This window comes from Terriglobia bacterium (assembly GCA_020072565.1).
Classification (GTDB): Bacteria; Acidobacteriota; UBA6911; order UBA6911; family UBA6911; genus JAFNAG01.
The window spans coordinates 264,961-272,986 of sequence record JAIQGI010000003.1 but is presented as its reverse complement, the minus strand read 5'-3'; the positions used below and the strand labels follow the sequence as shown (position 1 = coordinate 272,986).

Annotated in this window: 6 protein-coding genes; 3 read left to right on the top strand and 3 right to left on the bottom strand. The window is 60.4% G+C overall.

Translation table 11 applies throughout. The annotated features are described in order from the left end of the window. The first annotated feature begins 202 nt into the window (after nt 1-202). From LAP85_03115 to LAP85_03105, 3 genes are all read left to right on the top strand, one after another. Complete coding sequence (locus LAP85_03115) at nt 203-1,741, top strand: DUF4932 domain-containing protein (protein MBZ5495367.1); 1,539 nt, start codon at nt 203-205, stop codon at nt 1,739-1,741. 272 nt (nt 1,742-2,013) lie between these two features. Further along, nucleotides 2,014-2,976, top strand: a complete 963-nt coding sequence (locus tag LAP85_03110) for a radical SAM protein (protein ID MBZ5495366.1) — start codon at nt 2,014-2,016, stop codon at nt 2,974-2,976. Between the two features lie 63 nt (nt 2,977-3,039). Continuing rightward, nucleotides 3,040-3,330 carry a hypothetical protein gene (locus LAP85_03105; protein ID MBZ5495365.1) on the top strand — a complete coding sequence of 97 codons (291 nt, stop codon included), beginning with the start codon at nt 3,040-3,042 and terminating at the stop codon, nt 3,328-3,330. Here the strand turns inward: LAP85_03105 and LAP85_03100 are convergent. The 3 genes from LAP85_03100 to LAP85_03090 are packed head-to-tail and all read right to left on the bottom strand — an operon-like array spanning nt 3,266 to nt 7,879. Then, nucleotides 3,266-3,733 carry an NUDIX domain-containing protein gene (locus LAP85_03100; GenBank protein ID MBZ5495364.1) on the bottom strand — a complete coding sequence of 156 codons (468 nt, stop codon included), beginning with the start codon at nt 3,731-3,733 and terminating at the stop codon, nt 3,266-3,268. The two genes, LAP85_03105 and LAP85_03100, sit on opposite strands and share 65 nt — an antisense overlap. Before the next feature lie 51 nt (nt 3,734-3,784). After that, entirely contained in the window at nt 3,785-5,047 is a 1,263-nt protein-coding gene (gene odhB, locus LAP85_03095) for a 2-oxoglutarate dehydrogenase complex dihydrolipoyllysine-residue succinyltransferase (GenBank protein MBZ5495363.1), read from the bottom strand. Between the two features lie 21 nt (nt 5,048-5,068). Then, complete coding sequence (locus LAP85_03090; GenBank protein MBZ5495362.1) at nt 5,069-7,879, bottom strand: 2-oxoglutarate dehydrogenase E1 component; 2,811 nt, start codon at nt 7,877-7,879, stop codon at nt 5,069-5,071. Between the last annotated feature and the right edge of the window lie 147 nt (nt 7,880-8,026).

Below are 8,026 nucleotides of genomic sequence, written 5' to 3'. Positions count from 1 at the left end.
CCTTCCTCTTTCAAGTATGCGAGCCAAAACGGCACCTGAAAGAGAATAACCCACCTCAGTCACAGCCAGCACTACCCATGGTGATCTCACTTCATTTTCCTTCTACAGAGTCCCGATTGGCCGGTAAATTTCGCCAAAACCTCGTGCGCAGTGAAAGTAGGGATTTCAACATCTTAGTGTAGAGTCCTCGGCGCGGGAGTGGGTGATTGTGCTTCTGCTCTTCAACCAGGTCGGAAAGGGACGCCAGATGAGAGATCCAAAGACGGCGCACAAGGCCGCCTGTGTTTGCGCGGCAATATTTATGCTTTTGATAGCATTTTGTCTCAAGGCCGATCAATCGTTCGGAACCAAAGCCGGTGTGCAGGTCATGGTTGATCCGCGGGTCGAGCTGATGAGCATCATCTTCCGCCTGGCGGGAAATCCAGAATATTCGCGGGGTCGCGTCCCGTCCTACATTAAGGATATCGACGACTATTTCGGCAGGTATAAAAACCATCCCGCCGTGTTGACGGCCGTGAAGCTGCTGGAACGACAGGGGGTATCGTTCGACGCCGTGATGAGCATGGCGGTCCACATTACCGATGCCGCCGACCTTAAAGAGAAGGTCCCGTTCAACCCTTATCCGGAAGGCCTGGATAAGAGGTGGACGCTCGCGGGAGCGCGAGAGTTTCTGGCCGCGGCGCGGCGCTTCGTGAAGGACACGAATTTCGCGTCGTTCATCGAAGCCCACCAGCCGCTTTATGAGACTGCGGTCTCACGCATGAAAGCAGTGCTGGCAGAATCGGGCCGGATCGATTGGCTGCACGGCTTCTTCGGCGCCCGGCCGGACATCCGGCTGGCCGTCATCCTGGGCATGGTGAATGGCGGCTCGAGTTACGGCGTTCATGCGAGAATGCCGGACGGCATGGAAATCTTTGCCGTCCCCGGCGTCTGGCTCACCGACCTGCAAGGGCAGCCGCGCTTCGACAACACCGTCGTCCCTCTCGTCATGCACGAGTTCATCCACTCCTACACAAACCCGCTCGTGGACGCGCATGAGGCCGAACTCAAGGCCGCAGGAGAAAAAATCTTTCCTTTCGTTGCCCAGGACATGGGAAAACAGGCTTATGGAAACTGGAAAACGATGATGTACGAGTCGTTGGTGCGGGCCAGCGTTGTCCGGTACACGCAGACTTTCGATGGCCCCGAGGCCGCGCGCAGGGCCGTCCAGACGGAGGAATCGAGGTCGTTTCTGTGGGTGGGCGACTTGGCTGATCTGATGGCCGAATATGAAAAAAACAGAGCGCGATACCCGACTCTGGAGGCGTTTTCCCCCCGGATCACCGCGTTTTTCAACGACTATGCCGGCAAGATCGCGCGGAAGATCGCCGATCACGAGCAGCGGGTCGCTGCCCGCTGGGACGCCATCCGGGACAAGGCTCCTAAGATCGTATCCATGAACCCGGCGAACGGCGCCCAGGACGTGGACCCGGGACTGAAAACAATTACCGTCACGTTTGACCGGGCGATGAGGGACGGGAGTTGGGCTGTCATCCTTGTCGGCGGCCAGAACGGTTTCCCAAAGCTCACGGGGCAGGTGTATTTCGACGCGACGCGAAGAATCTTCACCATGCCCGTCGAGCTCAGACCGGATTGGAACTACGAGTTCGGCCTCAATGCCGACAGCAACACGGCGTTCCAGAGTGAAGATGGCGTGCCTCTCATCCCCGTCGTGGTGAAGTTCAAGACGAAGAGGATCTGAAGAGAAGCCTGATTCGCCATGGCCATCGAGTCTCGAACTATGGGATCCCCCTTCGACGTTAAGAAGTGGATTCTACAGACAGGGCCGCGTTACTTCCGCCGGTAGCGCCATCGGCTGTGTTGGAATGCGGACGTCAAGCGGTCACCACGAAACTCTTTTCATGCGTTTCGCGTCTTTCGTGGTTTTCAAATTCCGGTGGAACGGCGCGCGTCTCGGGCGCATACTTTTTCCTTATAATCATCATCCATCGGATGGGAGGGGAACGTTCACAAATGGGGTTCGTTTTTGGCCCCCTGCCTTCGCGCAGATTGGGGCAATCGCTCGGGGTTGATCCGCTGCCACTCAAGGTAAAGGTCTGCAACTGGAACTGCGTTTATTGCCAGCTGGGCCGCACGGTTCCGCTCTCGAATGAGCGCCGCGAATATTCTCCTCGCGCCAGCATCCTGGCCGAAGTTCGTGAGGTGCTGGCTGGACACAAGCCGGGGGCTATTGACTGGGTAACGCTCGTCGGCTCGGGCGAGACCACCCTGCACTCCGGTATCGGATGGTTGATCCGGCAGATCAAGAGCTCGACTGACATTCCAGTGGCTGTAATCACCAATGGCTCGCTCCTGCACCTGCCCGAGGTTCGGGAAGATCTCAGGGTTGCCGACGCCGTCCTGTCATCTCTCGATGCGGGAAACGCGCGGCTCTATCGCCGGATCAATCGTCCCTGGCCCGCTCTGAGCTACGAGTTGCTGCTGAATGGATTGATTGATTTCCGCCGGGAGTATCGCGGCAAGCTGTGGATGGAGGTGATGCTGATGAAGGGCATCAACGACGGCGACAAGGCGCTGCAGGAGATTGCCGCAGCCTTACAGCGCATTCATCCGGATCAGGTGCACATCAGCCTCCCCAGCCGCCCCCCCGCGGAGCCAAACGTGCAACTTCCGGATGAAGACCGGCTCAAGAGAGCGGCGGCTATCCTCGGCAGCCAGGCGCAGGTCGTCCAGGCCTCGAGCGGCACATTAGACCTGTCGGGATATGAAAACGTAGCGGATGCCGTTCTCGCCATCATCAGCCGCCACCCGATGCAAGAGGAGGATTTGAGACGTGCGCTGGAATCCTGGTCTCCGGGGCAGGTGGAGGAGGCGTTAAGACAGCTATCCGCGAGTGGCAATGCCCAGGTCGTCGAGCGTTACGGTGAGCGCTTCTGGAGCGCCGCTGCCTGCCGCTATCCCTCATGTGAGGGATAGCGGTCCACCCCTTCGAACTCGATTTTGCGACTGGGATCAAGGGGTTTCTATCAAAATCCGGAAATGAACCTCCATTCGAGCAACGGTCTCATGCTGCTCTTTTATCAGAAGACGGGAGCGCTCGCGAGCGTTCTCCTGGATGAGGGCTACCTTACCGACGTGCGCACGGCCGTCGCTGGCGCTATCGCTGCCAAGCACCTGGCCCCGCGGCACGCGCATCGCATCGGAATCCTGGGAACGGGCGTTCAGTCTCTTTCCCATGATTTCATGCTACCCATGGAATCCGCGGCTAATCCTCTTTACCCGCAAACTTCCGAACCAGTTCGTCCAGCAGCGCAACCTGCGCCTGATTGATCTTTCGCTTCGCTTCCTCGATGCCGAAAAACGCGGCGCGATCGATTTCGGGAAAATCACGCTTCCGGCCGGAGTGCGGCGGCCACTCCATGCTGAAGGTGTTGCTTTTTATCCTGACCGGATCGCAGTCGCCCGGAAAAGCCCAGGCCCGGACGATCTTGCCGCCCTTCTGTTGGATCGGTGTCAGCTCCAAAAACGGCCCGTGAGGTATGAATCCTGTTTCCTCCTCGAATTCACGGCCGGCAGCTTCCAGCGCCTCCTCGCCCGGTGCCAGTTCTCCTTTGCTGACGGTCCAGGCACCATCGTTTTTTTTCTGCCAGAGCGGCCCACCCGGATGGACGAGAAACACTTCGAGGTTTCCGTCGCGAAACCGATACATGAGCAAGCCGGCGCTGATTTTCATAAAGACGTTGCTGAGTAATGAGTGAGGTGCCTCATCCCTCTTTGCTTGTGTCTAGCTTTCCAGGAACAGATCTTCGGGGTGCTCGACGAGTTCCTTGATGCGTTTGAGGAAGCGGACTGCCTCCAGCCCGTCCACGATGCGGTGATCGTAACTGAGGGCCAGGTACATCATGGGACGGATCCGGATCTCGCCCGCGAAGCTCACGGGACGTTCCTCAATTCTGTGCAGGCCCAGGATGCCCACTTGAGGCGGATTGAGGATCGGGGCGGAAAGCAGGGAGCCAAACACGCCTCCGTTGCTGATGGTGAAGGTCCCGCCGCGCAGGTCATCCAGCGTGAGCGTTCCGTCCTCGGTCTTGCGGGCGAATGATTTGATCGCCTGCTCGAGCGCGCCGAACGACATGCGGTCGGCGTTGCGAAGCACGGGCACGACCAACCCTTCGGCGGCGCCGACGGCCATACCGATGTCGTAATGATGTTTGAGCACCATTTCATCCCCCTGGATCTCCGCGTTGAGACGGGGGAAGGTGCGCAGCGCGGGGATGGCGGCCTTGATAAAGAAGGAGACGATGCCCAGACTCACGCCGTAGCGTTGCCGGAAAGAATCCTGATGCCGCCGGCGCAGTTCCAGAACGGCGCTCATGTCGACGTCGTTGAAGGTAGTGACCATCGCAGCGGTTCGCAGTGCCTCCACGAGACGCGTGGCGATGGTGAGCCGGCGGCGGGACATGCGAATCCGCTCCTCTCCCGGCGCCTCTTCGACAGGAGCAGCCGGTACCATGGAAGGAGCCCCGGCTGCAAGGGCAGCCTCCGTTCTGTCCTCCCCGGCATCTGCGTATCCCTCCACATCCGCCGGCGTAATCGGCGCCCCTTCGTCAGAGGCCGGCACTTGCCGCAAGTCCACCCCTTTCTCGAGCGCGAGCCGTCGTGCCGAAGGAGTCGATCTTGGAGTGGCTGTCGGTTCCGGACCGGGCATAGTCCGGGGTGCGGGCGATGGAGTTTCCTTCGCCGGGGTTCTCTCCGGAGGTACGGTCGGGGTCTCGCGCGGCTTCTCCGGCCCTGCATCGGGACCGGGCGCGGCTTCCGCGATCACCGCGAGCACGTCGCCGATCTTGACCGTTTGGCCTTCACTGCGCTCAATACGGGTCAGCACGCCGGCATGGGTCGCGCCGACCTCGAGATCCACCTTGTCGGTCTCAAGCTCGACGACGACTTCGCCCGGGTTGACGAAGTCTCCTTCGGCTTTACGCCAGTGGCCTACGGTGGCTTCCACAACCGACTCACCCAGTTGGGACACAACAAGATTCACGGGCATGATCCGTCTCTCCAGGTAGAGTTACAGTTTCTCGATCAGCACCATGTCTTCCTGGCCGATGTCGAGGCGCGGATTGTAAGCCTGGCGCACAATCGCATCCTGATTGTGCGCGTGTCGCGCTGCAGATCCCTCGGCAGGGCTGGAGCTCCGGCTTCGGCCGACATAGCGCAGGGGCCAGCGTCCCTGAATCAGCCGGCGCAGAAGCGGGCGCACGAAATCCCATGCGCCCATGTTCTCGGGCTCCTCCTGTACCCAGACTACCTCTTCCAGGTTGCGGTAGCCATCGAGCACCGGCATCAGCTCTTCTTGTGGAAACGGGCAAAGTTGTTCCAGGCGGCAAATGGCGATGGCCGGGTTCTTTCCCCGATAACTGCTCCCGACCAGGTCGACGTAGATCTTGCCGCTGCATAGAATCAGCCGGTTTATCCCTTCCGGGGTGCGCCGGGCATGGGCGTCGTCGATCACGCGTTGCCAGCTTCCTTCCGCGAGATCGCGGAGCGGAGAGGCAACCAGCGGGTGACGCAGCAGGCTCTTCGGTGTCATCACGACCAGCGGCAGGGGATCGATTTTCAGGAGGCTCGCCTGCAGGCGCAGCAGGTGAAAATACTGGGCTGCGGTCGTGCAGTTGGCGACGCGCACGTTGGTTTCAGCGGCGAGTTGCAGGAAGCGCTCCGGCCGGGCGCTCGAATGATCGGGCCCTTGACCTTCGAAGCCGTGCGGCAGCAGCAGGGCCAGAGAAGGGATCAGCCCCCACTTGGCACGGGCGGAGAGAATGAATTCGTCGATCATGACCTGTGCCCCGTTGATGAAGTCACCGTATTGTGCCTCCCAGAGCACGAACCGGGACGGCTCCTGCAGGCTGTAGCCGTACTCGAAGCCCACGGCGGCATTTTCCGTCAGCGGGCTGTTGAAGACTGCGAACGAAGCTCGGGCCTGGGGCAGAGCCTGAAGCGGCGTGAAGGATGCGCCGGTTTTCAGGTCGTGGAGCACACAGTGCCGCTGGCTGAAAGTTCCTCGTTCGACGTCTTGACCCGTCAGGCGTATGGGGATGCCGTCTGCCAGAATGGAAGCGAATGCCAAGTCTTCGGCAGTGGCCCAGTGGATGGTTTTGGCATCCGGATCGTCAAGTTCCTTTCGACGTCGTTCCCGGGCACGCACCAGTTTGCTGTGAAGCGTGAAGCCGTGCGGCAGTTCGAGGAGCGCGCGATTCAGCTCGCGCAAGCGTTCCGCGGCAACCGCGGTTCGTGCCTTGCGTGCGGCGCCGGCGGGAGGACGAGCCGGAGTCGGTTCCACGAGCACTTCTTCCGGCCGAAGCTGTTCCCAGGCGCGCTGAAGCGCTTCCGTGTGTTTGCGCAGGAGTTGATCGGGCAGGCCTTGGTCCACACCCCCCCTCTCCAGGAGAGTCCGGGCCCAGATCTCGCGGACCGTCGGGTGCGAGTCGATCTTCTGGTACATGAGCGGTTGCGTAAAGCGCGGCTCATCACCCTCATTATGTCCGTAGCGCCGATAACCCACGAGATCGATCAAGAAATCACGATGGAAGCGGGCGCGATAGGCGAACGCCAGGCGTGCAACTTCGACGCAGGCTTCCGGATCGTCGGCGTTTACATGGGCAATGGGAATCTTGAACCCTCGGGCGAGATCACTGGCATAGAGTGTGCTGCGCGATTCCGCGGTCGTGGTGGTGTATCCTAACTGGTTATTGACGATTATGTGGACGGTGCCGCCGGTGGTATAGCCCGGGAGCCTTTCGAAATTGAGTGTCTCGGCCACAACTCCCTGGCCGATGAAACTGGCGTCACCATGAAGCAGAACGGGAAGCATCCGCGTGGGATCAAAGCGTGGCGATCCAGGATCTCCCGCATCCGTGCCGGCTGCCCGCGCCATTCCTTCGACCACCGGATCGATGGCCTCGAGGTGACTTGGATTGGGCGGAATTGCGATCACCACATTGATCTGCTTGCCGCCGTCCAACGCGCGGCGCGCGCCTGCGTGGTACTTCACATCGCCGGTCCAGCCGAGATCCTCACGGAAGTTGCGGCCTCGCATAGGATCTTTGAACTCCGTCAGAATCTGCGCGTAGGGTTTCTTCAGAACCTGAGCCAGGACGTCCACGCGCGCGCGGTGCGCCATGCCGATCAGGATATTGCGTACGCCCGACTCCGCAGCCGCTCCGATCACCTCATCCAGGATCGGGATCAACATGTCCAGCCCTGCACCGCAAAAGATGGATTTGCCCGGGAAGGTATGCAGCAGAAAGCGTGAGAAGGTTTCGACCTCTGTCAGGCGTTCCAGCAATGCCGTGGGATCGATCGGATGGGCGGGCGGCCGGAACCATCCCGATTCAGCCGCCTGGAGCAGCCACGCGCGTTCCTCGGGGCCCCGCAGGTGAGCGTAATCGTAGCCGATGCTGGAGCAGTAGACCCGGCGCAAGGCTTGGACTACTTCGAGTGCGTTCGCCTTCCCCTCCGCGATCGCGCCGACCACGATGCCGGCCGGCAGTTTGCGCAAATCGTCTTCCGTGACGTCGTGGGATTCGATCGCTAGAGTAGGGTCACCGGGTGGCGGGCTCCCGAGGGGATCGATCCGGGCGTCCATATAGCCGAACTTGCGGATGGACTCGACATAGTTGACTGCCCCCACGATCTTCCCGCAAGGCAGAGCCGCCAAGGTGGCGGGCTGCTGCGACATGCTCTCCGGCGGAGGCGGAGCCCATCGCTCAAAAATGGCTCTGCTGGCCGGATCGACGGACGCGGGATCCCGCCGATAGCGCTCGTAAAGTTCCGCGACATACCCCTCATTAAAAACGCCGAATCTCCCCCGTTCGCTCATATCAAATATTCTAACCCACGCTTCCCGCTACGGCCACTACACGAAACGCCATTCCCTTGTGATACTGTGAGGCAGTTGTCTGATGATCGGAGAATTCAGGAGTAGTTCAACGGCGGTGTTGCAGTTTTTGACATGCGTCCAAAAACA

What these genes read in the sequence shown, in the direction of transcription:
- LAP85_03100 (MBZ5495364.1), bottom strand. Translation starts at nt 3,733, where the DNA reads ATGAAAATCAGCGCCGGCTTGCTCATGTATCGGTTTCGCGACGGAAAC.
- LAP85_03090 (MBZ5495362.1), bottom strand. Translation starts at nt 7,879, where the DNA reads ATGAGCGAACGGGGGAGATTCGGCGTTTTTAATGAGGGGTATGTCGCG.
- LAP85_03105 (MBZ5495365.1), top strand. Translation starts at nt 3,040, where the DNA reads ATGAACCTCCATTCGAGCAACGGTCTCATGCTGCTCTTTTATCAGAAG.
- odhB (MBZ5495363.1), bottom strand. Translation starts at nt 5,047, where the DNA reads ATGCCCGTGAATCTTGTTGTGTCCCAACTGGGTGAGTCGGTTGTGGAA.
- LAP85_03110 (MBZ5495366.1), top strand. Translation starts at nt 2,014, where the DNA reads ATGGGGTTCGTTTTTGGCCCCCTGCCTTCGCGCAGATTGGGGCAATCG.